The organism is Streptomyces sp. NPDC058812 (assembly GCF_042744565.1).
Lineage (GTDB): Bacteria > Actinomycetota > Actinomycetes > Streptomycetales > Streptomycetaceae > Streptomyces > Streptomyces thinghirensis.
In genome coordinates, this window is record NZ_JBHYOB010000008.1 from 94104 (window position 1) to 119152 (window position 25049).

17 protein-coding genes and 5 pseudogenes are annotated in these 25049 nt (G+C 67.8%); 12 read left to right on the top strand and 10 right to left on the bottom strand.

Annotated elements, in window-relative coordinates:
* The first annotated feature begins 318 nt into the window (after positions 1-318).
* Both ACFW48_RS18345 and ACFW48_RS18350 read left to right on the top strand, forming a co-directional pair.
* Positions 319-2454 carry a cellulase family glycosylhydrolase gene (locus tag ACFW48_RS18345; RefSeq protein WP_386315835.1) on the top strand — a complete coding sequence of 712 codons (2136 nt, stop codon included), beginning with the start codon at positions 319-321 and terminating at the stop codon, positions 2452-2454.
* Positions 2455-2546: 92 nt separating this feature from the next.
* Complete coding sequence (locus ACFW48_RS18350; protein ID WP_386315837.1) at positions 2547-3935, top strand: cellulase family glycosylhydrolase; 1389 nt, start codon at positions 2547-2549, stop codon at positions 3933-3935.
* Positions 3936-4504: 569 nt separating this feature from the next.
* On the opposite strand, the pseudogene ACFW48_RS18355 reads toward ACFW48_RS18350, so the two are convergent.
* Positions 4505-5052 (bottom strand): annotated as a pseudogene (locus ACFW48_RS18355) (substrate-binding domain-containing protein); the annotation flags it as partial.
* Between the two features lies 1 nt (position 5053).
* Between ACFW48_RS18355 and ACFW48_RS18360 the strand changes: the two are divergent.
* The 7 genes and pseudogenes from ACFW48_RS18360 to ACFW48_RS18390 form a co-directional block, all read left to right on the top strand.
* Positions 5054-5281, top strand: a pseudogene (locus ACFW48_RS18360) (transposase); the annotation flags it as partial.
* 169 nt (positions 5282-5450) lie between these two features.
* Entirely contained in the window at positions 5451-5903 is a 453-nt protein-coding gene (locus tag ACFW48_RS18365) for a peptidoglycan-binding protein (RefSeq protein ID WP_386315839.1), read from the top strand.
* A gap of 86 nt (positions 5904-5989) precedes the next feature.
* On the top strand, positions 5990-8419 hold the full coding sequence (locus ACFW48_RS18370) for a glycoside hydrolase domain-containing protein (protein ID WP_386315841.1): 2430 nt from the start codon (positions 5990-5992) through the stop codon (positions 8417-8419).
* Positions 8416-9105 carry a hypothetical protein gene (locus ACFW48_RS18375; RefSeq protein ID WP_386315843.1) on the top strand — a complete coding sequence of 230 codons (690 nt, stop codon included), beginning with the start codon at positions 8416-8418 and terminating at the stop codon, positions 9103-9105. The genes ACFW48_RS18370 and ACFW48_RS18375 overlap by 4 nt, the downstream gene beginning before the upstream one ends.
* 56 nt (positions 9106-9161) lie before the next feature.
* Positions 9162-9686 (top strand): hypothetical protein, encoded by a 525-nt coding sequence (locus ACFW48_RS18380; RefSeq protein WP_386315844.1) that lies wholly within the window; start codon positions 9162-9164, stop codon positions 9684-9686.
* A gap of 645 nt (positions 9687-10331) precedes the next feature.
* Positions 10332-10772, top strand: a complete 441-nt coding sequence (locus ACFW48_RS18385) for a hypothetical protein (RefSeq protein WP_386315846.1) — start codon at positions 10332-10334, stop codon at positions 10770-10772.
* Between the two features lies 1 nt (position 10773).
* Complete coding sequence (locus tag ACFW48_RS18390; protein ID WP_386315848.1) at positions 10774-11484, top strand: hypothetical protein; 711 nt, start codon at positions 10774-10776, stop codon at positions 11482-11484.
* 30 nt (positions 11485-11514) lie between these two features.
* Here ACFW48_RS18390 and ACFW48_RS18395 read toward each other — a convergent pair whose 3' ends face one another.
* The 3 genes and pseudogenes from ACFW48_RS18395 to ACFW48_RS18405 form a co-directional block, all read right to left on the bottom strand.
* Positions 11515-12333 (bottom strand): IS5 family transposase, encoded by an 819-nt coding sequence (locus ACFW48_RS18395; RefSeq protein ID WP_386315849.1) that lies wholly within the window; start codon positions 12331-12333, stop codon positions 11515-11517.
* A gap of 166 nt (positions 12334-12499) precedes the next feature.
* Positions 12500-12946, bottom strand: a complete 447-nt coding sequence (locus ACFW48_RS18400) for a DUF6196 family protein (protein WP_386315850.1) — start codon at positions 12944-12946, stop codon at positions 12500-12502.
* Positions 12947-13070: 124 nt separating this feature from the next.
* A pseudogene (locus tag ACFW48_RS18405) lies at positions 13071-13533 on the bottom strand (transposase); the annotation flags it as partial.
* A 1-nt stretch (position 13534) separates the two neighbouring features.
* Here ACFW48_RS18405 and ACFW48_RS18410 point away from each other — a divergent pair.
* A pseudogene (locus tag ACFW48_RS18410) lies at positions 13535-14220 on the top strand (transposase); the annotation flags it as partial.
* 233 nt (positions 14221-14453) lie between these two features.
* Here the strand turns inward: ACFW48_RS18410 and ACFW48_RS18415 are convergent.
* The 5 genes and pseudogenes from ACFW48_RS18415 to ACFW48_RS18435 all read right to left on the bottom strand — a co-directional run bounded on the left by ACFW48_RS18415 (position 14454) and on the right by ACFW48_RS18435 (position 19455).
* Positions 14454-15479 carry an FG-GAP-like repeat-containing protein gene (locus tag ACFW48_RS18415; RefSeq protein WP_386315852.1) on the bottom strand — a complete coding sequence of 342 codons (1026 nt, stop codon included), beginning with the start codon at positions 15477-15479 and terminating at the stop codon, positions 14454-14456.
* Between the two features lie 504 nt (positions 15480-15983).
* Positions 15984-16142 (bottom strand): hypothetical protein, encoded by a 159-nt coding sequence (locus tag ACFW48_RS18420; protein ID WP_386315853.1) that lies wholly within the window; start codon positions 16140-16142, stop codon positions 15984-15986.
* Positions 16139-16675, bottom strand: coding sequence for a winged helix-turn-helix domain-containing protein (locus tag ACFW48_RS18425; protein ID WP_386315855.1), 537 nt, complete (start codon positions 16673-16675; stop codon positions 16139-16141). The genes ACFW48_RS18420 and ACFW48_RS18425 overlap by 4 nt, the downstream gene beginning before the upstream one ends.
* A gap of 485 nt (positions 16676-17160) precedes the next feature.
* A pseudogene (locus tag ACFW48_RS18430) lies at positions 17161-17436 on the bottom strand (IS701 family transposase); the annotation flags it as partial.
* Between the two features lie 882 nt (positions 17437-18318).
* Positions 18319-19455, bottom strand: a complete 1137-nt coding sequence (locus tag ACFW48_RS18435) for an endo-1,4-beta-xylanase (RefSeq protein WP_386315857.1) — start codon at positions 19453-19455, stop codon at positions 18319-18321.
* Between the two features lie 476 nt (positions 19456-19931).
* Between ACFW48_RS18435 and ACFW48_RS18440 the strand changes: the two genes are divergently transcribed.
* Both ACFW48_RS18440 and ACFW48_RS18445 read left to right on the top strand, forming a co-directional pair.
* Positions 19932-21242, top strand: a complete 1311-nt coding sequence (locus ACFW48_RS18440; RefSeq protein WP_386316305.1) for an SGNH/GDSL hydrolase family protein — start codon at positions 19932-19934, stop codon at positions 21240-21242.
* Positions 21243-21335: 93 nt separating this feature from the next.
* Complete coding sequence (locus tag ACFW48_RS18445) at positions 21336-24575, top strand: glycosyl hydrolase 115 family protein (protein ID WP_386315859.1); 3240 nt, start codon at positions 21336-21338, stop codon at positions 24573-24575.
* On the opposite strand, the gene ACFW48_RS18450 is transcribed toward ACFW48_RS18445, so the two are convergent.
* Positions 24533-25039 carry a transposase gene (locus ACFW48_RS18450; RefSeq protein WP_386315861.1) on the bottom strand — a complete coding sequence of 169 codons (507 nt, stop codon included), beginning with the start codon at positions 25037-25039 and terminating at the stop codon, positions 24533-24535. The genes ACFW48_RS18445 and ACFW48_RS18450 overlap by 43 nt on opposite strands.
* Positions 25040-25049: the final 10 nt, after the last annotated feature.

Sequence of the window (25049 nt, forward strand, 5' to 3'; positions counted from 1 at the left end):
CGTGGTGAGACGGCACGTCTGACCGGCGGTGACCGCGTAACGCGCTCGGACAGCCGCTGAGCATGAGACAGCGGGATTGACGCCTCCCCTCGTCAACGCCCCCGCTTCTGCCATGTTCCTCCCGGCCGTCACCAGCCGCCCCTGCCGCTCGTCTCAAAGCGGCAGCCACACCCCACGCTCCGGCGCGAGTTGGCCGCTTTGGTTCAAAAGGTTGACAGCCCTCAAGGCGCCTGGCTTCATGAACAGCGCGCAATTTTGGGAGCGCTCCCAACGCTGTTCCGTGCTTCTTGTTCTGGCCATGCGACAGAAAGGGACATCGTGGGACTGTCATCAAGACGCGGCCGCAGCCGGCCATTGCGGCGCATCCAGGTGGTACTCGCTGCGGCGCTGACCACAGGACTACTGTTCGCGAGCGGCCCAGCGCTGGGGGCAGGGGAGCGCCCGGCTCCCGCGCGCAGCGAGGCGGCCGTCGCCGCACCCGGCGACGACTGGCTGCACACCAAGGGCAACAAGATCGTTGACGCGAACGGCGACGAGGTCTGGCTCACCGGCACCAACTGGTTCGGCTTCAACGCCGACGAACGGATCTTCCACGGACTGTGGTCCGGCAACATCACCGACATCACCAAGTCGATGGCATCCAGGGGCATCAACATCGTCCGGGTACCCATCTCCACCCAGCTCCTCCTGGAGTGGAAGGACGGCAAGGCCGCCGTCCCGAGCGGCGTCAACGCCTATGCCAACCCCGAGATCGCGGGCAAGACCTCCCTGGAGGTCTTCGACCACTGGCTCGCCCTGTGCGAGCGGTACGGCATCAAGGTCATGCTGGACGTACACAGCGCCGAGGCCGACAACTCCGGCCATATCCACCCGGTATGGTGGAAGGGCACCATCACCTCCGAGGACTTCTACACCGCCTGGGAGTGGGTGACCGCCCGCTACAAGAACGACGACACCGTCGTAGCCATGGACGTCAAGAACGAGCCGCACGGCACGGCGAGCACGTCTCCGCGCGCCAAGTGGGACGGTTCGACGGACCAGGACAACTTCAAGCACGTGTGCGAGACCGCCGGCAAGCGGATGCTCGCCATCAACCCCAACCTGCTGGTGCTCTGCGAGGGCATCGAGATCTACCCCAAGGCCGGTGCGAGCTGGACCTCCACCACTCCCACCGACTACCACTCGAACTGGTGGGGCGGCAACCTGCGTGGCGTCCGCGACCATCCCGTGGACCTCGGCGCGTACAACGACCAGCTCGTGTACTCCCCGCACGACTACGGGCCGCTGGTCCACCAGCAGCCCTGGTTCACCGGCGACTGGAACCGCACCACGCTCGAGCGCGACGTCTGGGACCCCAACTGGCTCTACCTGCACAAGGAGAACAAAGCCCCGCTCCTGATCGGCGAGTGGGGAGGCTTCCTCGACGGCGGCCCGAACCAGAAGTGGATGACCGCACTTCGGGACCTCATCGTCGAGCACCGGATTCACCAGACGTTCTGGTGCCTCAACCCCAACTCCGGGGACACCGGTGGCCTGTTGCTCGGCGACTGGAAGTCCTGGGACGAGGAGAAATACGCTCTGCTCAAGCCGGCGCTGTGGCAGCACGGCGGCAAGTTCGTCAGCCTCGACCACGAGGTTCCCCTGGGCGGCGCCGGCAGCACCACCGGCATCAGCCTGAGCGACGTGTACGACGGGCCGACGGACCCCGAGGACACCCAGGCGCCCACCGCCCCCACCGGCCTGGCCAGTACCGCCAAGACCTCCACCAGCGTTGCGCTGTCCTGGACGGCGTCGACCGACAACACCCGGGTGACCGGGTATGACGTCTATCGGGGAACGACCAAGGTGAACGCGGTGCCGGTGACCGGCACGACCTACACCGACACGGGGCTCTCGCCCTCCACGGCGTACAGCTACACCGTGCGGGCCCGGGACGCGGCAGGTAACGTCTCCGCTCCCTCGGCGGCGCTGAACGTGACCACGCAGTCCTCTGACACCCCGTCCGGGGCCGTGAAGGTGCGGTACAAGAACAACGACGGCTCCGCGACGGACAACGCCATCCGGCCCTCGCTCCAGGTCGTGAACACCGGCAGCTCCACCGTGAAACTCGACGCCATCGCGGTGCGCTACTACTTCACCCGCGACGGATCGGCCTCCGTGAGCGCCTGGTGCGACTACGCGGCCGTGGGCTGCGCGCAGGTCAAGCTGCGGGTCGTGCCGCTGGCGACACCCGTCTCGGGCGCGGACGCCTATCTGGAGGTGAGCTTCACGGGCGGCTCGCTGGCCGCCGGCGCCAACAGCGGTGACATCCAGCTGAGGATGAGCAAGGCGGACTGGTCGAACTTCAACGAAGCGAACGACTACAGCCGTACGACCTCGACGACGTACACCGATGCACCGGCCGTTCCCGCATACACCGGCACGACCCTGGCCTGGGGCACGCCCCCGGCCTGACCCGCCACACATCGAACAGGGCGGAACATATCCCCGCCCTGTTTTGGGAGCGCTCCCAATTCAAGCTCTATCGGCAGACAGGAGAAAGAGCTGTGAAACGTCTACTGGCCTTACTGGCGACCTGCGCGATGGTCCTGGGCCTCACCGTTCTCGTCAGCCCACCGGCGGCGGCCGCCTCGGGCTGCAAGGTCGATTACACGATCACGAACCAGTGGTCGGGTGGTTTCCAGGCCGGGGTGAAGGTCACCAACCTGGGTGACCCCGTCAGTGGCTGGACCCTGAAGTGGACCTGGGCCGACGGCGGGCAGAAGGTGAACCAGGGCTGGAACGGCACCTGGTCGCAGTCCGGCTCCGCGGTCAGCGTCACCAACGCCGACTGGAACCGCACCCTGGCCACCGGCGGCTCCGCCGACCTGGGCTTCACGGGTACGTTCACGGGCGCCAATCCGAAACCCGCCGCCTTCACGCTCGACGGCGTGGCCTGCACCGGCACCATCGGCGGCGAGGAGCCCCCGCCGGACCCGGACCCCGAGCCGCCCACCGGTACCCCGGTCGGCATCAACGGGCAGCTCGAGGTGTGCGGCGTGTACCTGTGCAATCAGTACAACCGCCCCATCCAGCTGCGCGGCATGAGCACGCACGGCATTCAGTGGTTCAGCAAGTGCTACAACAACGCCTCCCTGGACGCGCTGGCCATGGACTGGAAGTCGGACCTGTTCCGCATCGCCATGTACGTGCAGGAGGGCGGCTACGAGACCGACCCGGCGGGCTTCACCAGCCGGGTGAACAGCCTCGTCGACATGGCCGAGGCGCGCGGCATGTACGCCATGATCGACTTCCACACCCTGACGCCGGGCGACCCGAACTTCAACCTTGAGCGGGCCAAGACGTTCTTCGCGTCCGTCGCCGCCCGCAACGCCGACAAGAAGAACGTGATCTACGAGATCGCCAACGAGCCCAACGGCGTGAGCTGGGCGACCATCAAGAGCTACGCCGAGCAGGTCATCCCGGTCATCCGCGCCGCCGACCCGGACGCCGTCATCATCGTCGGCACCCCCGGCTGGTCCTCGCTGGGCGTCTCGGACGGCTCCAACGAGACGGAGATCATCAACAACCCGGTCAACGCCACCAACATCATGTACGCGTTTCACTTCTACGCCGCCAGCCACAAGGACAACTACCGTGCCACGGTGAGCCGTGCGGCCACGAAACTGCCGTTGTTCGTCACCGAGTTCGGGACGGTTACCTACACCGGCGGGGGCGCGGTCGACCGCGCCAGCTCCGTGGCCTGGCTGGACCTACTGGACCAGTTGAAGATCGGCTACGCCAACTGGACCTACTCCGACGCCAATGAGGGCAGCGCCGCGTTCAAACCCGGCACCTGCAATGGCACCGACTACAGCAGCGCCGGCGTGCTCACGGAATCGGGGGCGCTGCTCAAGAGCCGCATCAGTACCCCCGACGCCTTCCCCACCAGCTGACTCCCTCGGGGGCTCCAGCCTTGTGCTGGAGCCCCCGCTTACTGCAGGGGGAGAACGCCATGCCCTGCGAGGCAAGCCCTGCTGTGCGGAGACCGAGGTGCGGACGCGCTCGCCCGGTTTCCCCACGCCGACGCGTGGCCGCGGTTGCGCTGCCGGTCTGGATCAGGTCCACCTGCCCGCCCACCGGCAGGCCGCCGACGGTCACGCTGGACTGGGAACGGCGCGATACGGGGCCATCGCAGGGACCACGCTCCACCCTCGGGCTCGGTCGCGGACGCTCCCGGACGAGTCAACCGGCGGATTACTCCCGCACGACACGGCCGACGTGACGAAATACGTCACGTTCAAGTACGGCCACGGCAAGACGGTCGAACGCAACGCCTGCTCGTCATCGCCGCAGTCAAGGGCTCCACACCCGGGGCGCTGGGAGCGCTCCCGGACGGCGTCGGTGAGGGGCCAACCCGAGGAATGGGACAGCAAGTCGACGCACAGCGTCACGGCGGGCGCGGAGACCGGCCCGGCGGGCCGGGGCCGGCAGGCGCCACGTGGGGTGAAGTGGGGCGAGCGGGTCAGGCGGAGCCGCGGAGCAGCGCTTCTGTGCGCAGGCTGACATGCCGCCAGGCCACCCCCGAATCCTCCAGTCTCCTCCAGAAGCAGCCGCACCATGGTCCGGCCGATCTCCTGGAGCGGTTGGCGCACTGTCGTCAATGTGGGCTCCGTACGCTGCGCCAGGAGGAAGTCGTCGAATCCGACCACGGCGACGTCCTGCGGTACTCGGCGATCCGCCGCGCGCAGGGCGTTCAGCTCTCCGGCGGCCATGCTGTCCGATGCGGCGAACACGGCGTCGATCCCCAGGTCCCAGCGCCTCGCGGTAGCCGCGCAACCGGCACTGGGCGACGTACATGTCGAGCGGCCCGGTGATGGTCGCGACCGCGCTGCGGCCCCTGTTCAGCAGATGGGTGACCGCGCTTCGGGCTCCCCCGGCGTTGTCCGCGTCCACGTAGGTGATGTTCTCGTCAGCCGAGCGACGGCCCAGCATCACGGTGGGCAGGCCAGGGTCCGCGAGCATGTCGGGCAGTGGGTCGTTGGCGTGCACGGACATCAACAGCACGCCGTCGAAGATCCAGTCGACCAACCCGCTGGAGCGCTTGAATCGCGAGGTCAAACGCCGGGCCGACGTCGTCCAGGTCTTCCCCGACGATGCTGCCGTCGAACGCCTCGCCACCGCCGTGCTGATCGAGATGCACGACGAGTGGATCGCCTTCCCCCGCCGCTACGTCTCCAACGAGAGCATGGACAGCCTCTATCCGGACAAGATCACCCTGCTGCCCGCCACCGACGAATGATCGCCTACACCACACCAAGGGGCGCGACTCGGAGTGTAGTTTCGGCGGGCACCTTGCATCACACCCTGAAAAGTTCGAGGTTCCGAGCAGTCAGCTTTGCCGCGACACTCGACAGGCGTCATGCCGTCGGTGGCATGACAAACGCATCGCTCAACGGGGAGGGACCTCCATGAACTTCCGTACCACGCGAGCCTGTTTCGCCACCGCCGCGATCGGTGCGCTCGCCGCCGGAACGCTGGTGATCGGCACGTCACCCGCCGCCGCGGCCACGAGCAGCTGCAACTCGACGTACACCAGCGCCAAGAGCTTCATCGAGTGGCGCGGCGAGGCGCGCATCCCCGCCTGGAGCAACGGTACCTATCTGAGCCTCAACTGCACGATGCAGCAGGGGTCCTCCGGCTCCGAGGTGAGGGCCCTGCAGACGACCCTCAACAAGTGCTACGGCCAGTCCCTGGACGTGGACGGGGAGTTCGGTGCTCTGACGCGGGACGCGCTCAAGCGGGCCCAGGCCAGGGAGGACATCGGCGTGGACGGCATCTACGGTCCGCAGACGCTCAGCGCCCTCCTCTGGTACTACAAGCCCGTCACCGCCATGGGTTCAGATGAATGCAGCCGCCTCTGATGCGATAACGCTCCCCGCCGACGACCCGTCGCCCACCGCCACACACCCCGTGACGGTGGGCGACGCACCGAACCATGGAGGTACGTATGCCGGACCCGAACATCCGGGCCGTCCAGGACTGGGTCAACGCGACCTACGCGAACGTGCCCGGCTATGTACCGTGCACACCAAACGGCAGAACGGGCTGGGAGACGGTCGACTGCCTCACCCAGGCACTCCAGCACGAGCTGGGGATCTCCCCGACCGTCAAGAACTTCGGGCCAGGCACCCTTGCGGCGGTGAAGCAGCGCTACCTGTTCCCCGACAAGGAGACCAACCAGAACATCATCCGCATCTACAGCGCCGCCTTGTGGTGCAAGGGCTACTACGGCTCGGCCGATCCCGCCGTGTGGGACGCGAGGGCTCAGGACTCCCTGTCCGATGCCCTGTTCGACCTGGGCCTCGTAGCGACCTTCTCGGACATCGACGCCGACCTGTGGGCCCGATTCACCCGCTCGCTGCTGCGCATGGACCAGTTCCTCCTCGTGCCGGGCGGCAAGTTGATCACCAAGCAGATCCAGCAGTACCTGAACAGCAAATACGTCCAGCGGGAGCGCATTCCCGCGATGAACCTGGTGCCGTCCGACGGCATCTACTCGCGCGATGTGCAGCAAGGCCTGATGCTGGCCCTCCAGTTCGAGCTCGGCCTGGACAAGAACACCATCAACGGACACTTCGGGGACGGCACGAAGGCGGCCCTCAAGTCCAAGGGCACCGGCATCCGCCTGACGGAGCCACTGGAGCTGCTGTTCCGCTTCGCGTGCTGGTTCAACTCCCCCACCTGGGACAGCGACGGCAACGCGATCCATTTCGACGCCGACCACGTGTTCAGCAACCAGTCCTCGACGGAAACCACGACCTGGGTAGACGCCTTCCAGGAGTTCTCACAGCTACCCACCGGCACGCTCGCCGGCACGTTCAACTACAAGACCTGGGCCCAATTGCTCGTCTCCTGCGGCGACGACACCCGTGAAGGGCACGGCTGCGACACCGCCGCCTACACCAGCCCCGAGCGCGCCCGGGCGCTGTGGGCCGCGGACTACCGGATCATCGGCCGGTATCTGGACGAACACCTGGAGCCCGACGACCCGTACTACCTCGGCAAGGCGCTCAAGCCCGGCGAGGCGGCGGGCATCGTCGTCAATGCCATGCGGCTGTTCCCGCTGTTCCAGTACAACGGCACCCAGCTGGCCAACTTCACCGAGGCGAAGGGGTACGACCAGGGGCTCCAGGCCGACGCCAAGGCCAGGGAGCACGGCATCCCGCACGGGTCCTGCATCTACTTCGCCGTGGACTACGACGCCCAGGACGAGCACATCACCTCGCACGTCGTGCCCTACTTCAACGGCGTCCGCAACGCCCTCGCAAGGAGCGGCGCCCGCTATGTCTTCGGTGTGTATGGGACCCGCAACGTCTGCGAGCGCGTCTCGCGCGAGGCCGGTGCCCGCTGGTCGTTCGTCTCGGGCATGTCGTGGGGGTACTCCGGGAACCTCGGCTTCCCGATGCCACACAACTGGTCGCTCAACCAGATCCGGGAGTACGACTTCCAGTCGGGCTACGGCCTGGACCACAACGTCTGGCGGCTGAACAGCGACCCTGGGGTGAGCTTCCTCGGCACGACCGACACAGGGGACGGCGACCTCCGCCAGTACATCGAGTTCGTGAAGCGGGTCGAGAACGTCATCTCCGGCATGGGGTACCCCCGGCACGACGTGATCGACGCGACGCTGGCCTTCCTGCGCTCGGCTGAGCCCAATTACCACGACTGGAAATGGAGCCTCCTCCTCGGCCGCATCTCCGGGGACGTCGCGGCCGAGTGCGCGGCGAACGGCATCGAGCCCGGCGACAGAACCTCCTACTACGACCCGCTGGTGAATCACCGCATCACCCTCGCCCACTTCGGCGCCGCCGCCGAAGGCCACTACAACTTCCCCGGCAGCGGCACCGAACCGACGACGGGTGAGGGCTGCGGATGGGCGGGGGACATCCTCAACGCCTATACGCAATGGCGGGAGCACCACCGGGACCTGTCCGGCCACGACTTCTGTGTCCAGGTCGTCGGATCCGCCACCGTGGAGTCCCGCTTCGGCAGCGACAATCTCGTCGCCGACGTCGACGCCCACAACATCGCCGTGCTCCTGCGCGGCAGCAACGGCGAGTTGGGCGGCGACGACGACATGCTGTTGTCCGACGCCCTTGAGGCATACCACTTCGGCGACGGACCGAACCAGGCGAAGCGGCGGTTCACCGCTTTCTACTACGACCGTTTCCGCGGCAGCAGCAGCACGTTCAAGACGACGGTGCGGAACATGCTGACGCTCGACTTCCTCTCCGTCTACGACTGGGCCAAGAAGGAATTTCTGCCCGAAGACGAAGAACAGTGGCCGGAGAACATTCCCGCGGACGCGCTCGACTCGTTCATCAACGGCATGTTCGCCGTCATCAACCGCCGTACGGAAGGGGAGGGAGTCGCGTGAGTCGTGCTCTCACACGCCGGAGTGTACTCGCCGCCGGAGCGGGCACCGTCGCCGCCGCCTGGATCGGGCAGACCACGCCGGCCGCCGCCGCGCCGGACGCGTCGTCCGGGAAGCAGGACGCGTGGACCGGGGAAAGATCCGAGAACGGCTGGAGCATCGATGCCGGTGCCGTCAGCAGGCATCAGGTGGAGGGGTCGTCGGCTGCCGTGGTGCTGCGGGACGGGCCCGTAGCCGCTGTGCTCCTGCACGTCGCGCGCCGCTGGCACTACGAGATCGCGCCGCTCGACACCGGGGAGGGCGGGGGCGTCAGCGGGCACAAGACCCGTCGGGCCGTCGCCGCGTCGTACGAGTCGAACTACCTCTCGGGCACCGCGCTCTGCCTGCACCCCGCCGCGCACCCCCTTGGCGGGTCCGAAGGGCTGTGGCCGCACCACGAGTTGATCGTGCGGGACATCCTCCTGGACTGCGAAGGCACGGTCGTGTGGGGCGGGGACCTCGCCCCCGCGAAGCTGTCACACTTCCAGATCGCCGTGGAGCCGGGAAGCAAGGAGCTGGAACGTGTTGCCGAGCGGCTTGTGCCGCCGCCCGGCGCCACGCGGACTCCTGTGGCGGGGGCGGTCGAGGATCCCACCCAGCCCGCCCGGCGTGTCAAGGCGCTCCGCCTCTCACGTACGCAGAGGCGCTGACCTGGTGGCGGATGCCGCCGGAGCTCCACATTTCCTAACCAACAAGAAGGGCAACAATGCGCACCAGAGCAATGGCCACGGCCTTCTCCCTCGGAATGGCTGCCACGTTCACCGGGTTCTCCGCGAGCACGGCGAACGCCTACACCAACTCGGACCTGTCGGTCTCCAGCTGGTCCCGCTACACCGTCGAATGCCCCTGCTCGGACAACAGTGGCCTCGACTTCACCGAGTTCAAGTATGACAGCGGCGGCAAGGGCCTGAAGCTGGTCGTCAAGAAGAACAACAGCCCTGTGGCGCAGGTCGAGTTCCACCCGTCCGACGAGATCCTGTACGTCTACGACGGCAAGAACGACGGCGACACGATCTACGTCCGGGCGATGTGGTGGGAGGGCTCGGGCTTCATCAAGGAGGAGGGGACCTACTGGGCGCCGGGGACGTCCGCGGAACTCGACATGAATAAGATTGAGATGGACGACAACGACGACATCGACGAGGGCACGGTCGTGTACTTCCGGCTCTTCGACGACAAGGTCCTGACCGACCCGATCACTGACTGGTACCAGTACAACGGGAAGGCTTGACGGGTCCCTGGTGCCCCGCCGCGCGGTGGTCGCGGGTGCGGCGGGGCGTCCGGGGGCTGCGCGGCCGTGTGGGTGGGGCGGGGGTTGCCCTCCGGGTGCCGCCCGGTGGCGGGTGCCGCGTTCACGGGGTTCTCCGCGACCACGCGGAGTGCCTACACCGACTCGAAGAGGAGGCCGGGGGTGTGTCGGACTCGGCGGCGAGGTCGAGGTATGCGGCGAGCAGTCGGATGAGCGCCGTATCCAGCACGTCGGGGAGGTTCCAGTCCGGCTGGGAACGACCCTGCAGTTCGGAACCAGCATCCACTGGCTCGGCTCATCGGCGACCGTGAAGGTCTCAGACAGGGTAGAAGGCAGGAGGGGTGGGTCGTCGCTTGGCAGCGAGCCGAAGGGCGGGGACGGCGCCCGGTGACGAGCGAAGCTATGTGACGAGGCGGCTCGGCGCGGCCGCGGGCATCGAGCCCGGCGACATGGTCAAATACGATGATCCGCGGGCGAACCACCGCATCACCCTAGCGCACTTCGGCGCCGCCGCCGAGGGTCACTTCGCCTACCCCGGAAGCGGCACCGACGTGAACTATGGGAGAAGGCTGCGGTTGGGGGGACATTCTCAACGCCTACACGCAGTGGCGTGAGAACCACCGCTCGATGTCCGGCGAGGACTTCTGCGTCCAGGTCGTCGGATCCGCGACGGTGGAATCCCGGTTCAGCAGTGACAACCTCATCGCCGACGTCGACGCCTACAACATCTCCCACTATCTGCACGGCTTGGACGGCGAGTCCGGCGGCGGAGACGACAGGCTGCTGTCCGACACGCCGTTCACGTACCACTTCTGGGATGGAGAGAACCGATCGGCGAAGCGGTTCACCCACTTCTACGAGAAGCGGTTCGGCGGCAGCTCCAGCACGTTCCGGGCGACTGTGCGGAACGTCCTGTTGGATTCCGAGATCTTCTCCTTGTTCGACAGGGGCAAGGGTTCCTTCCTGCCCGAGGACGAAAGCCAGTACCCGGACCGGGTTCCCTCGGACCAGCTCGCCTCGTTCGTCGAGGGAATGCACACCGTCATCACCCGAGGTATGGAAGGGTAGCGTGAGCCGCACCATCACGCGCCGGGGCCTCCTCGCCGCCGGGGCCGCGACCACCGTGGCCGCCTGGATCACCCACGCAGGACCGGCTGCCGCCGCACCGGGCGCCGTATCGAACGGGAAGAGCGCCGAGTGGACCCGGGGCAGGTCTGTGAACGGCTGGCCCATCACCCCCGACGCCGTCAACACCCACCTGGTGGACGGCTTCACAGCCTCCGTGGACTTGCGTGACGGCCCAGTGGCAACCGTGCTCCTGCACATCGCGCGACGCTGGTATTACGAGATCGCACCACTCGACACCGGCCAGGGCGGCGGCATCAGCGGCCACACCACCAACCGGACCATCGCTGCGGACTACGAGTTGAACCACCTCTCCGGCACCGCACTGTGCCTCCACCCCGCCGCCTACCCCCTCGGCGGCTCCGAAGGGCTCTGGCCCCACCACGAACGGATCGTGCGGGACATCCTCCTGGACTGCGAAGGCACCGTCGTATGGGGCGGTGACCTCAGCCCTGTGAAGCCGTCCCACTTCCACATCGCGGCGGGACCGGACAGCAATGCCCTCGCCGACGTCGCCGAGCGGCTCTTCCCGCCCCCCGGCGGCGCGCGGACCCCTGTGGCGGGCGCCGGCGAAGACCCCGCCCACCCCACCCGACGCGTCAGGGCCCGCCGTCTCGAACGAGCCCAGAGAAGTGCGGTCTCGACGCGACACTGAGGTGCCCTCACGTACGGATAAGACCGTGTCCTACGTGGTGAGGCGGGCAAGGCGCTTGTAGCAGCAGAGAGCGGCGGCGAGTCCGAGGAAGGCCAGGTAGTTACGGGGATTGCGCTCGTAGCGGGGGCTGAGTCCGCGGTAACCGGAGAGCCACGACATGGTGCGCTCGACGACCCAGCGTCGTCGCCCTAATCGGCGCGCTGGACTCGATGCCTTTGCGGGCGACGCGTACTCCGATGCGCTTCCAGCGAAGCCATCTGCGCGGGTCGGCGCGGTCGTGGGCTTGGTCTGCGTGGAGGGCTGGGGCTTGAAGTAGCGGCCGCGGTGAGGGTCGTGTCTCGTTTGGTGGCCCTCGACCATGGGCTTCAGCCCTTCGCTGTCGTGGGTGTTGCCGGCCGAGACGCCGACGAGGAGAGGCAGTCCGTTCGCGTCCGGCAAGACGTGCGTCCTGGAACCCGGCTTGCCGCGGTCCACGGGGCTCGGACCTGTGTGTTCACCCCCTTTTTTTGCTCTCACGTGGGCGGTGTCGAGGACGACGCGGGTGACGTCGTCCAGGCCGGCGTCGTCAAGCCGGTGCAGTTCGGCCTCGTGGAGGCGGCCCCAGACGCCGGGTCTCCACCAGATCAGGAACCGGCGGTGGGCGGTCGACTTCGATATGCCGAAGCAGGATGGCAAAGCGCGCCAGGCGCAGCCGCTGACCAGCACGTAGATGATGGCCGCGAACAGCGTCTCATCAGGCGTGTCCTGCGTTCCACCCCCCTGCGGCCGCACCTTCGACGGAGGGATCAGCGGCTTCGCGATCTCCCACAGGCCGTCTGGAACAATCCAACTCCACGTACCCCGCCTCATGAACGGACCAACGACCGCAACCGCCTCACCACGTAGGACACGATCTTATGACCAGGCGCATCACTCGCCGAAAGTCCCGCAGAAGCGGACAACCGCCTCCCGAGAGGCCACCTGATCTGAACCGGCCTCATTGTCGTACCACCACGACGGTTTCACCGAGTCCTGCCTACTGGCTGTCCTCACCGCCGTCCGCCGCCAGACTCCGCACATGCTCCTCTGCCTCGGATAGAAGCTGACTAGGGACGAGCCAGTAGTCGTAAATGCCGCCCTTCGAGGAGTTGTATCCGCAGAGCACGGCCACGCCCGTGCCGAGGTGATCCTTGAGCTCGCCAGCCAGCCAGCCTACAAAGCCGCTGTTATCGGATGCTGCCGGGAAGTGAAACGCGAAGACGCCGAAGACCTCCGCCTCGCCGCCCCGCGCCGGCTCGAGGACTGACCAGCTCTCCTCGTCGCGCACCAGGGCCAGGGCGTCGGCAGACATTTGCGGGACCGGCACTGCCAGGTACTCGTGGTACGCCCACTGCCCGGACAGGACTTTGAAGGTGGCCTCGGCAAGCACTCGGCGCAGCCGCGTGCGGGTATCCTGTGGTGTTTCGTAGCTGATGCTGACCATGGCTCCTTCAACCGAGCGCACCATCCCGAGATTCCCCTCCGCGGTCGGTGTCACAACACCACGGACGCCATCACCACGCCCGCCCGACGAACCAGGGATCGGAAACAGACTCTCAGGTTGTTCTTTATGGTCTGACCTGGTCACGCTCAGTGGTGGTCTCGGGGCGCCTGACCGATGCCCACGTCGTAGCGGGTCGCGGGTTGCCGGTTCTTCGAGCCGGGTGCCCTGCCGGGGCCGGCCCGGGTGGGTTTGGGCGCACTCGCCGGACAGGGCAGGTGCGGGCGGAGGTTCCTGAACCCCCGGCGTACCCGTGCGGGGGCGAGTCGGCCAGGCTCGGCCGGCCTCTCCCACGGGCGGCGGAGGTCCGCGGCCAGCGGCCGGGCGAGGCGGAGCTGAGTGTGAGCGGCGACGACCAGCCAGGTCCACCGGTCCGCCGCCTGGGGCGTGCGGAGCCTCGGGCTGGTCCAGCCCAGTGTCTGCTTGATCATCCGGAAGGTGTGTTCCAGGTCGAACCTTCTCAGGAACGCCTGCCAGCGCAGGTCGATGTCCTCGCCCGACAGGCCGCTGGCCGACGACCACAGCCAGACACCAGTGACCGATGCCGAGCTGGCTGAGGCATACCGGGCCAATGCCCTGTTCGGTGCTCACCGCGACGATCCCGAGTTCGGCCACAGGTTCCTCCTCGACGAGGCGCGCGAGGCCGGTGAGGCGATGGCCGAGCGGACCGCCTGGAGGATTTGTCGCGACAACCGTTGGTGGAGCGTCTTCGGCAAGGGGTGGGGCCGGGGCAAGAACGCCAAGGCCGGCCGACCGGTGCACGACGACCGGGTCCGGCGCGACTTCACCGCCGACGGGCCGAACCGGCTGTGGATCACGGACATCACCGAGCACCCCACCGGCGAGGGCAAGTTGTATCTGTGCGCGGTCAAGGACGTGTACTCCGGCCGCTTTGTGGGCTACTCGATCGACGCCCGGCTCTGTCGTAATTTCGCTCCCGGAAATTCGTTGCCGTTCTCTCACGTCACCGCATGATCGGGTCGATGGGGAGAGTCGGTACCGCAAGCGACAACGCGGCCATGGAGAGCTTCTTCGCGCTTATGCAGAAGAACGTCCTCGACCGCCGTACCTGGGCCACCCGCCAGGAATTGCGGAGTGCGATCGTGACCTGGATCGAGCGCACCTACCGCCGCCGCCGGCGTCAGAGGCGCCTGGCCCGGTTGACCCCCGTCGAGTGCGAGACCATCATGACCCCGCCCCCAGCCCTGGCTGCATAAACCCGCTGTCACCCAACTCTGCAACAGTCCCGACTACTTGCTGGCAGTTCTGCCCGATTGGATCGTTGCGCCAGTCGAATTGGAGCGTTTTGCCGAGGAACCGGTTGGTCGCGTAGACGGGGTCGCGGAGCTGCTCAACCGTCCCCATCAAAAGTCGCACGGTTGCTCCAGCGGTCATGAGGGGTGAGGGTGCCGACCGCTGCAAGTGGGCGGCCGGCACCATGGGAGCGACGTCAGGCGGTGATGCGGTTGAAGTTGTTCCAGCTGTGGCCGATCTGGCGACCACTGCTATATGGCTTGCCGCCGTCACGGACGAAGTTGTTGGAATACAGCCACATCGTCCCGTCGGGCTTCAGCGCCACCAAGTCCGTGAACCCGTCACCGGTCGCGTCGGCCGCGATGACGCGGTTGTAGATGTTCCAGCTGTGGCCGATCTGGCGACCACTGCTATATGGCTTGCCGCCGTCACGGACGAAGTTGTTGGAATACAGCCACATCGTCCCGTCGGACTTCGTCGCCACCAGGTCGGTGTAGCCGTCGCCGGTCGCGTCGGCCGGGATGATGCGGTTGAAGGTGTTCCAACTGCTGCCGATCTGGCGGGCGCTGCTGTACGGCATGCCGTCGTCACGCAGGAAGTTGTTGGAATACAGCCACATCGTGCCGTCGGACTTCGTCGCCACCAGGTCGGTGAACGAGTCACCCGTCACGCTGTGGGTGGTCCGTCCGGGCTCCTTCCACTGCCACCAGCTTGTCTTCTTGAGGGCACCGTCCCAGCTGAGACTGAAGTGGATGTGGTCCCTGTGCGGATTGTCTCCGCTGTAGTCCCGCCACCCCTCATCGGCTCGGTGCGCCGACCAGATCCGGTCGTTCCATATCACATACATGATCCCGAGCCGCCGGGCGTTGGCGTGCTTGTTGCCGTACTTGTCCGTCTTCAGCAGCCAGGCGAGGGTGTCGTCGGCGATGGCGCGCTCACCGGAGTTGTAGTAGTCGAGCATGTAGTCCAGCGCACGGCCTTCCTTGTGCTCACTCGTGCCACCGTCACTGCAGGCACGTTGGAAGTAGGAAGTGTGAGATCCGTACGCCTCGTTGAGCAGGTCCCGGAGACCCAGAGCGCCCGGCTGGATCTTGTCAAAACACTCGTCCTGGGGGTCGTTGGCGGCATACGCGTCGATAGCCGCCCCGAAGTCCGGGGTGGACGGCGCGGCCACCGCGGGCGTCGGCATCAGGACCGTCGCCGCGGCGACGATGATCCCCACCAGCCAGGCTGTCAGCGCGGTGGCCGGCCGCCACCGGCCCCATGGGTGCGGACCGGCGGACGGTATCAAGTCTGCCTGGGGTCTTGCTCTCGTTCTGAACACAGCACTCCCTCGGTCGAGTCCTTGCGGCATCCGACGGCACAGTTTGGGCTGCCTTCGCCGAGTGGAGTACCTATAACTCTGGAGGGTGCTTGTTGCCGCGTGGAACTCCGTGGCCATACTCAGTGGAGGCTAAGTCCGATCTTCCTCGGTTCGGGATCGCTCGATCGAGGTAATGATCGCTGCACGGTCCACTGGGGGGGGCAGTCCATGTTCAGGTGCGGGGCGTGAAGGCAGAGCCGTACCCCAGCGACTTATCGGACGAGCAGTGAGTATTGATCGAGCCGATGATCAGGCGTGGAAGCAGGACCGGGTGGTCCGCTCGGCGACCGGAGTCCTCAAGGCCCTGTGACCTGTGGGAGATCGTGAACGCGATCTTCTATTGAGCCGAAACTGGTGGGTTTCCTACTCGATGGTGTAGCGGACGTGGCGGGCTTTGAAGTAGCCGCAGACGATGCGGGGTTGGCGTTGCCTGTGATGCAGGAAGCGTCGGGTCTCGCGGGCGAGATCGTCGATGGAGGTTGCGCGGGCGGCGTGGACGTGGTGTTTGAGGTCGGCGTTCAACAGTTCGTCAGTTCGTCGGGGTTGAGCTCGGGGCTGTATCCGGGCACCAGGTGCAGCCCGATCCGCTCGGCGTTCTCCTCCAGCCAGGCCCACACCTGTTCGCCCCGCTGCCGGTAGGAGCGCCGGGCGGGGCGCTGCGGCGTGAAGCCGTGCCGGCGCAGCCACTTGCCCACTCCCTGCTCCGTCATCGACACTCCGCACACCAGGTGGATCAGGATCCGCGTCGAGGCGCGGGTCCACATCACCCCGCTCTGGCCCAGGTCGGCCGGGGTGTAGTCCCGCATCGCCCGCAACACCGCACCACGAGCGGAATCGTCGACCAACTCGCCCTTCCCAGCCCGGGATTCACGCTCGGCCGCCTTCAAGGCTGCCCTGCCGCCGGTCTTGAAGGCACGCCACCAGCTGCCCACCGACCGCTCGGAGACGCCGAACAGCTCCGCGGCCTGACCGTACGTCGCCACCCGCCCCGATTCGAGCGCCGCAACCACCCGCAGCCGCAGATCCTCCTGCGCAGCCGGCACCAGCCGACGCATGTCCCCATTCCCGATCACACCCGACCAACGACCAGGCACCAATCGGTTTCGCCTTGAGCTGCACTGATCTTCGTGAAGTCCTTGAAGCCTGGGTTACGATCCAGACGTAAGGAGAGCCACAGCAGTCCCAGCACCACGTAAGTACCCCGATGAACTCCGCGAGCGCGCCGTCCGCGAGGTCCGCTCGACCGGCCACCCGTTAGCGCACGTCGCCCGCGACCTAGTACTCCAGCAGCGGTTCGCTACCTGGCCTGGTCAGAGGCATCGTCGGGAGTGTAGTTGGCTGCTGGCATGTCAGGGGCGGTGTTACCGGACCGCCCCTCCAATGAGTGGCATCGTCGTCGGTAGTGACAGTGCCGGGCCACGGCCTGACGCCTTCGCCGCCATCGCGACCATCTCAGCGCATGGGTGCGAAGTAGCGGGCGGGCCGGTGTGCGGTGCCAGTTGCCAGGAGCCGGCGGACTTCTGCCACGGTGAGCGAAGGGTGGAACCGTTTCTGCATCCCCCTTTGCCGCTGCCTGTGTTGCCGTGGCCGCGAGAAAGGCATGCGCGGGCATGGCCAGGGTGATGTGCCTCATCCAGCCGACGTAGCGGCGGACTTCGTACTGGTCCAGGCCGCACTCGTTCTTCGCGGCCTGGAAGCATTCCTCGATCGCCCACCGGCGCCCGGCAACACGCACGAGCCGGTCGACGCTGGTGCCCACCGGCGCGGATGCGACGTAGTAGGCGATCTGATCGGGCCTGCTGATACTGCGCCGGGCTCTCACCGCAACGCACCGTCGTCCGTTGACGGGCGCCACCGCCTCGTTGAGCGCTGCCGAGCTCGCTCCATCGCTCACGTCGCCGCTGAGAGCCCGTGAACAAACTGATCATTTCCGGTGCTTGGCGTCCTTCGCGCACGCCAGACGCCGGGCCATCATCATGATGATGGATCACTCGGCCACGGCTTCGTGGTGCTCGGGCAACGTGTGTAGTCACGTACTCAGCGGCGACGCTGGAAGATCCAGGACCGTGGGCGCTCTACCACCCAGCTGCGTGGGAGTACCACGAGGCACCACGCATCCGACCACCTGGTCGCGGCGGACGATGGCGGACTCCAGCGCGGCTACGGCGCGGCGGGACTGCATCCGGGCGTCGATGGAACAGCCCCCGATGCGGCCGGAGTACGCGTCCGGCCCTGGGGGTTGACGCCGATCACCCTGCGCGCGCTCGTTGTTGTGCCTCGTGATCTTCTCCCACCGGGCCGGTTACATCGGCGGCGATGGGCCCGAGGACGCTGAATGCAGATCCCGCGGCGGCACGTCACGGAAGCCGGGCTCCGCCCGAACTCCCTTCCCCCAAAGGGTTCAACGGCCTGGTCGCATCCCTCGTACCGTCGATCGTCGTCGCTCGCACTCCTCTCCGCCCGGGGCGGCTGAACCGGGGCCATCTGCCGCGCAGCAGCGGCTGGCACCGCGGTTCGTCGTCCGTCAGGCACGAGGTCACCACCGTGGTCCTGGCGGCCGCCGCGACGGGCGGCGGCCACCTCGCCAACGTCGCCGGCGCCGGATTCCCCGACGGCCTCGCCGGCACGCTCGCCGCAGCCGGCGCCACCTTGGCCGACGATCCGATCGGTGGTGAACCCTGGCGGCGGATCACAGGGATCAGTCTTCCCGAGCCGCTTGCAGCGTGGACCGCAGGGCGTGGAAGGCGGGCTTGCGGCCGAAGTCCCCGGTCATGACCGTCGCGGACCCCTCCCCCTGGAAGAACACCGGCACCCATGAGTACTTGTCGGTGAAGCCCCAGATCGTGAACGAGTTGCAGTCCTCGACGGCCAGACACGCCGACAGCGCTCGCTGATAGTAGTCGGCCTGCTGCTTCTGCTGCGCGTCGGTGGGCATCCCGGTCTCCGGCAGGTCCATCCGTACGTCCAGTTCGGTAACGGCCGTCTCCAAGCGCAGCGCGTCGAACCGCCGCAGGTTCGTCTCCAGATCCTCCGGGAAGCCGTACCGCGTGCTCAGGTGTGCCTGCACGGAGAACCCGTGCACGGGCACCCCCTGCCGGATCAGGTCCTGCGTGAGGGCGTAGTAGGCATCGCTCTTGGCGTTGACGCTCTCGACACCGTAGTCGTTGAAGAACAGCTTCGCCTTGGGGTCGGCCTCGTGCGCCCAGCGGAAGGCGTCAGCGACGATGCCCGGGCCGAGTTCGCGGATCCAGATGTTGTCCTGCGTACGCAGATCCCCCCGGTCGTCGAAGATCTCGTTCGCGACGTCCCACTGCTGGATCCTGCCGGCGTACCGGCCGACGACGGTGGTGACGTGCTCGCGCAGGATCGCGCGCAGTTCCTCCTTCGAGAAGCCGCCCTGCTCCAGCCACTGCGGGTTCTGGCTGTGCCACAGCAGTGTGTGCCCCCGCACGACCTGACCGTGCCGCTCGGCGAAACCGACGATGGCGTCCGCGGCCTCGAAGTCGTACCGGTCCCGCTCCGGGTGGACGAACTCCCACTTCATCTGGTTCTCGGGCGAAACCGAGCTGAACTGGCGCCCGAGGATCTTCCGGTACTCCCTGTCCGAGGTGAACGGGTCCGGGTAATCCTGCTCCAAGTGGTGGCCGCCGCCTGCCACGGCGGTGCCCACGACGAAATCCTCGGGGGCGGCGTCGCGCAGCCGGTCGAGCCTGGCGTTGGAGTGCGGGACGGACTGCCGGTCGGCCGCCGGGGCGGCCCCGGCCACGTCGGCCGTGAGCGGCAGGGACAGGGCGGCGGTGGCCAGGGCCACGGTGAGGAAGCGGAAACGCCTCATCCGGAAAGCCTCATTCCGTATCCTTCGAAAGATTCGACGCTTGGACCGAAATATTTACAGTAACGGAAGCTAAGCGCCTGTCGGGGGCAAGGTCAATACCCGTACACACGGACTCACCGCCAGAAGCACCGTTCCCGCGGCAGCGCTCATCACAGAACGGCCTGAAGCGCTGGAAATCAACCTCAACAGGAGTCGTCTCGGGTAGTTGCTTCCTGCGCAGGGGACTTTCAATCAGCTTGCCCTGTGACTTTCGGCGGCAGGCCCCGAGTACCGAAAAGTTTCGACGGGTGCACGTCTTGACGTCCCGAAAGTAGGTTGCCTAACGTCGTCGTCGCTCCATGGAAGACCGCGTAAACGCACCTTTTCGGGAAGCCTCGTCGTCGTACCCCGGCTGTGCGGTTCACAGGGCTGTGCGGTTCACAGGGCTGCGCCGCTGACGGTCGGCGCCATGAAGGGACGGCACCGCCGTGCGAAGAATGTCATGGATCAGCAGTCTCACCGCCGTAGGCCTGCTTGCGATCTCACTCCTGACCGCCGCCTCCACCGGCGGAGCGGCGGGCGCGGCCGACACGGAGAACACCACCCGGGAAGGGCGGCACTGGGTGAACACGTGGGCGGCCATGCCGCAGTTGACGGAGCCCGGCAACATGCCGCCGCCGCCGTTCACCCAGGAGGACGCCGTCCTCGTCGACAGCACCCTGCGTCAGACGGTGCGGGTCACGGTCGGCGGGGAGCGGATCCGGCTGCGTTTCTCCAACGCCTTCGGCGGCGCTCCCCTGCCGATCACCTCGGTATCGGTGGCACGCCCGGTCGACGGCCGGGCCGGGGTCACCGGGATCGCGCCCGGTTTCGCCCGCACGGTCACCTTCCAAGGCGGCGCGTCGACGACCGTGCCGGTGGGTGCGCAGGCCGTGTCCGACCCGCTGCCGTTCGACGTGGCGGCGGGGAGCAACCTCACAGTGACGATGTACCTGGCCGAGGGCCAGGCGTCGCGCGACATCACCTCGCACCCCGGGTCGAGGACCACGTCCCACCTCCTGGCCGGTGACCACGTCGATGCCGTGGACCTGGCGGGGGCCACCCCCACCGACCACTGGTACTTCCTGAGTGGGATCGAGACGTGGGCGCCGACGCGCACGGCCGCTGTCGCGGTCGTCGGGGACTCGTTGACCGACGGGCGGGGCTCGACCACCAACATGAACAACCGCTGGCCCGACCAGTTCCTCGACCGTCTGCTGTCACGGTCCGGCGGCACGGCGGGCACCGCCGTCCTCAACCAGGCGGCGGGCGGCAACCGTGTACTGAACGACGGTCTGGGTCCGAACCTGCTCGCCCGCCTCGATCGTGACGTGTTGGCGCAGAGTGGTGTGGAGTGGCTCGTCGTCTTCGAGGGAATCAACGACATCGGTACGGCGCCGGCCACGCCCGCCGCACAGAAGGACGTCGCGGCGCGGTTGATCGCGGCGTACGAGCAGATCGTCGTCCGCGCGCACGCCCACGGCATCGAGGTGTACGGGGCGACCCTGCTGCCGTTCGGCGGCAACGAGACGTACGACGACGCGGAAGGGCTGCGGGAGGAGGCCAGGCGGACGGTGAACGCGTGGATCCGTGACAGCGGCCGGTTCGACGCGGTGATCGACTTCGACGCGGCGGTGCGGGATCCAGCCGCTCCGGAGCGGCTGCTGCACTCCGCCGACGGGGGCGACCACCTGCACCTGAACCCGCACGGCTACGGTCTGCTGGCCGACGCGGTGCCCGTCCGGCTGTTCCGGGACGCCCGCGGATAGGCAGCGACCCCCGCACGCACTCCGCCGCCCCCTGCCACTCCTTGTCTCACACTTCACGCCCTGTCCCGATCGTTCCGTTCCGGAGGTCGAGTAATGAACAGGTCCCTCGGAGGCGGCACCCCCGCTTCCCCGTCCCCGTCTCCCCGTCGGCGCACGGTGCTGGCGGCGGCCGTGGCCACCGCGGTGGCCTCCGTCGCTGCCCCCTCCCCCGTGGCGGCCGCCGCCCCGGCATCGCCGTTCGGGCCGGGTGCCGCCGCCGGGAGACCGGGGTCCGGCTCCGGCCCCTACCGCCGGTTCGTGTCCTTCACCCCCGCCCGGGACGCCTTTCCACTGGTGGCGGGCGGTCGGGCGGCGCCGCTCGTGGTCGACGAAGGCGACCACCCCGGCGTGGTGCGGGTCGTCGGGGATCTGCGGACGGACATCGGCCGGGTGACCGGCACGGAGCCCGCCGTCGCACACGGCCTGCCGGGGGCGGAGTCGCGGGACATCGTGCTCGTGGGCACGCTGGGCCGCAGCCCTCTGCTCGACGGCCTGGTCGAAACCGGGAAACTGGACGTGTCCGGTATCGGGGGAAAGTGGGAGACGTCTCTCCAGCAGGTCGTGCGCGATCCGCTGCCGGGCGTGCGGCGCGCCCTCGTGATCGCGGGGAGCGACCAGCGCGGGACGATCTTCGGAGCGTACGAGGTGTCGCGGCAGATCGGGGTGTCGCCGTGGCACTTCTGGGACGACGTGCCCCCGCACCGCCACGACGAGCTGTACGTGCTGCCGGGCCGCCACACGCAGGGCACTCCGGCGGTGAAGTACCGCGGCTTCTTCATCAACGACGAGAACCCGGCGCTCGGCACGTGGGCTCCGGCGTACTTCGGCCCCGGCCTCGCGCCCGGGTATCCGAACGGCTTCAACAGCAAGTTCTGGGAGAAGATCTTCGAGGTCATGCTGCGGCTGAAGGCCAACTACCTGTGGCCCGCCGTGTGGGGCCGGGCCTTCGCCGAGGACGATCCGGAGAACCACGCGACCGCCAAGCGCTACGGCGTCGTCATGGGCACCTCCCACGAGGCGCCCATGATGCGGGGCATCGAGGAGTGGAACCGCCACGCCGTCGCCGCGCGGCGCGACGCCGCCGGGAACATCACCGTCCCGGGCCGCGACCCGTACGGCGGCACCGGCGAGTGGAGCTACCGCCGCAACCGCGACGCCATCGAGGCGTACTGGCGCGACGGCGTCCGCCGCATGGTGGAACAGGACTTCGAGGGTGTCGTCACACTCGGCATGCGCGGCAACGGCGACGTCAGCCTGCCCGACGGCGACGGCATCGAGCTGATGGAGTCCATCCTCGCCGCCCAGCGCCGCATCCTCGCCGAGGAGGCCGGGGCCGACCGGCTCACCGCGATACCCCAGGTGCAGACGCTCTACAAGGAGGTCCAGCGGTACTGGGACGAGGGCCTGCGCCCGCCCGAGGACGTCACGGTGATCTTCTGCGACGACAACTGGGGCAACATGCGCAAGCTCCCGGACCAGTCGATGGAGCCACGCGCGGGCGGATACGGCATCTACTACCACTTCGACTACGTCGGCGGCGGCCGGAACTACAAGTGGGTCGACACCACCAACCTCACCTCCACCTGGGAGCAACTCCACCTCGCGTACACGTACGGTGTGGAGCGGCTGTGGGTGGTCAACGTCGGCGACATGAAGAACCACGAGCTGCCGCTCCAGTTCTTCCTCGACTACGCGTGGGAACCCGACCGCTGGCCGCTGGAGCGCCTGGAGGAATGGGAACGGGCTTACGCGGAGGAGAACTTCGGCCCCCGGTACGCCGCCGCGATCGCCAGGGTGCTGCACGAGTACGGTGTGCTCCAGGCGCGCCGCAAACCTGAACTGCTGAACCGCCGGATCAGCCTCGACCCTGCGAAGAACCCGGCCACCGACCCCTCCGCGGTGGCTTACGACGACCAGCAGAGCCCGTACCACCTCAACCACTACCGGGAGCTGGAGCGCGTCACCGACGAGTGGCGGCGGCTCGCCGGGCGCGCCGAGCGGATCGGGGCGCTGCTCCCGGCCGAGCGGCAGGACGCGTACTTCCAGCTCGCGTTCTACCAGGTGAAGGCGACGGCGAACCTGTACGCGCTGCGCGAGGCGGAGTTCACCAACCTGCACTACGCGACGCAGGGCCGGGCGGCGGCGAACGCCCTGGCAGACGTCACCGATGCGCGCTTCGCCGACGACCAGGCCCTGTCGGACCACTACAACGAAGAGCTGGCCGGGGGGAAGTGGAGGGGCTTCCAGACCCAGCCGAAAATCGGTTATGGAAATGTGGCGCGGTACGGCCCGGACGCGGCCTGGCAGCAGCCGCAGACGCCGGACCACGTGGCGCTGCCGGACGAGGTGTTTCCGGCGGTCCAGCGCGTCGAGGTCCCGGCGGGGGCGGAGATGGGCGTAGGGCTCGACGGCTCGGACGCGTGGTGGCCCGCTTCGGACGCGCCCGCGGTACTGCCGGCGCTGAGCCCGTACCGGACCGCGCCCGATCCGTACGTCGAGGTGTTCAACCGGGGCCGGGAGCCGTTCGCGTACCGGATCGAGTCGCCGGTGGAGTGGCTGACGGTGGACCGCGCGCGGGGCCGGGTGACGCACCAGGTGCGGGCGACGGTGCGGGTGGACTGGCGGCGTGCGCCGCGCGGGACCACCGAGGTGCCGCTCACGGTGCGCGGACCGGGTGGCCGGGCGGTGCGGGTGACGGCGCGCGTGGAGAACCCGCGGCTGGGCGCGCGCGGGGGGCGCCGGGGGTTCGTGGAAGCGTCGGGGTACGTGGCGATGGAGGCGGCGCACGCCACGCGCGCGGTGGAGACAGATGGGGTGACCTGGCGGGAGATCCCGGACATCGGGCGGACGGGGTCGGGTGTGACACCCTGGCCGGTGACGGCGCCGAGCCGCGCGCCGGGCGGGAACGGCCCGCGCCTGGAGTACGGGGTGACGCTGACGACGGACCCGGGGACAGTGCGGGTGCTGGTGTACCTGTCGCCGCGCAACAACGTGCTGCCTACGGAGGGCCTTCGGTACGCGGTGTCGTTCGACGGCGCTGCGCCGACGACGGTGAACGTCACCCGGGTCACGGGCGCCGACGACACGTCGATGAACAAGCAATGGGAACGAAACACCTCGGACAACACCAACCTCACGGTCACCGAGCACACAGTGTCCGGGCCGGGCACCCACACCCTGAAGTTGTGGATGGTGGACCCGACGGTGGTAGTGCAAAGGCTCGTCGTCGACACGGGCGGGCTGAAGCCGAGCTACCTGGGGCCGCCGGAAAGCCACCGAGCCGGCCGCCGCTGACGCCGCGGCGGACGGCCCCGACTCCGCTCGCGCCCCGGCATCCTCATCCGCCCCCTGGTGCCCGCGATGCTCGCCTCGTCTCTGCTCATCTGGGCCCAGACGATCCGCGAGTACGTCCCCGCCCTGTTGCTCGCCGGGGCCGGGTCACAGGTCATCGGCACCACTGCCATCGACCTGGGGACGCAGGGCGAGACCGGCTCCGTCGCCGCTCTCGCCACCCTCCAGATCGCCGTCGTCGCCGGCCTCGCCGCCCTCCTCTTGCGGATCGCTTTGACCAGAGCGCTGTGGCTGTCGGAGATGCCCAGGCGGACGCAACTCAGTCCGCGTTCTCGCAGGTGACGCAGGAACTGGGCCCAGAAGACTTCGGTCTCGCTGTCGCCGACCATGACACCGACGACCTCGCGGCCGCCGTCCTGGGTGACGCCGATGGTGAGACTGATCCTTTGGAGTGGACACCCTGGCATTGGATCTTGA